Consider the following 1070-nt stretch of genomic DNA (forward strand, 5'->3'; position numbering starts at 1 on the left):
CAACCCAGCTTGCTGCTTCTTCCCAGTCTTGGGTTCAAGATCTTGACAACCATGAAACTTCTCATCCTTACCTGTCTTGTGGCTGTTGCTCTTGCCAGGCCTAAACATCCTATCAAGCACCAAGGACTCCCTCAAGAAGTCCTCAATGAAAATTTACTCAGGTTTTTTGTGGCACCTTTTCCAGAAGTGTTTGGAAAGGAGAAGGTCAATGAACTGAGCAAGGATATTGGGAGTGAATCAACTGAGGATCAAGCCATGGAAGATATTAAGCAAATGGAAGCTGAAAGCATTTCGTCAAGTGAGGAAATTGTTCCCAATAGTGTTGAGCAGAAGCACATTCAAAAGGAAGATGTGCCCTCTGAGCGTTACCTGGGTTATCTGGAACAGCTTCTCAGACTGAAAAAATACAAAGTACCCCAGCTGGAAATTGTTCCCAATAGTGCTGAGGAACGACTTCACAGTATGAAAGAGGGAATCCATGCCCAACAGAAAGAACCTATGATAGGAGTGAATCAGGAACTGGCCTACTTCTACCCTGAGCTTTTCAGACAATTCTACCAGCTGGATGCCTATCCATCTGGTGCCTGGTATTACGTTCCACTAGGCACACAATACACTGATGCCCCATCATTCTCTGACATCCCTAATCCCATTGGCTCTGAGAACAGTGAAAAGACTACTATGCCACTGTGGTGAAGAGTCAAGTGAATTCTGAGGGACTCCACAGTTATGGTCTTTGATGGTTCTGAAAATTCCATGCTCTACATGTCTTTTCATCTATCATGTCAAACCATTCTATCCAAAGGCTTCAACTGCTGTTTTAGAATAGGGCAATCTCAAATTGAAGGCACTCTTTCTTCTTGAGTTCTCTACTGTATTTTAGATAGTGTAACATCCTTAAGTGAAATTGTCCTAACAGCTTGTTACCTAAATTCCAGTAGTATCATGCTGGTATAAAGGCCACTGAGTCAAAGGGAATTAAAGTCTTCATTAAATTTCTGTATGGAAAATGTTTTAAAAGCCTTTGAATCACTTCTCCTTAAGTGCCATCATATCAAATAATTGTGTGC

At 41.8% G+C, this 1070-nt stretch carries 1 protein-coding gene; it reads left to right on the top strand.

Features of this window, described 5'->3' with window-relative positions; genetic code table 11:
• The coding region (locus IEU51_RS09230) for a hypothetical protein (RefSeq protein ID WP_229713947.1) at positions 1-696 on the top strand (696 nt) is incomplete at its 5' end.
• Between the last annotated feature and the right edge of the window lie 374 nt (positions 697-1070).

This window comes from Phocicoccus schoeneichii (assembly GCF_014635565.1).
Classification (GTDB): Bacteria; Bacillota; Bacilli; order Staphylococcales; family Salinicoccaceae; genus Phocicoccus; species Phocicoccus schoeneichii.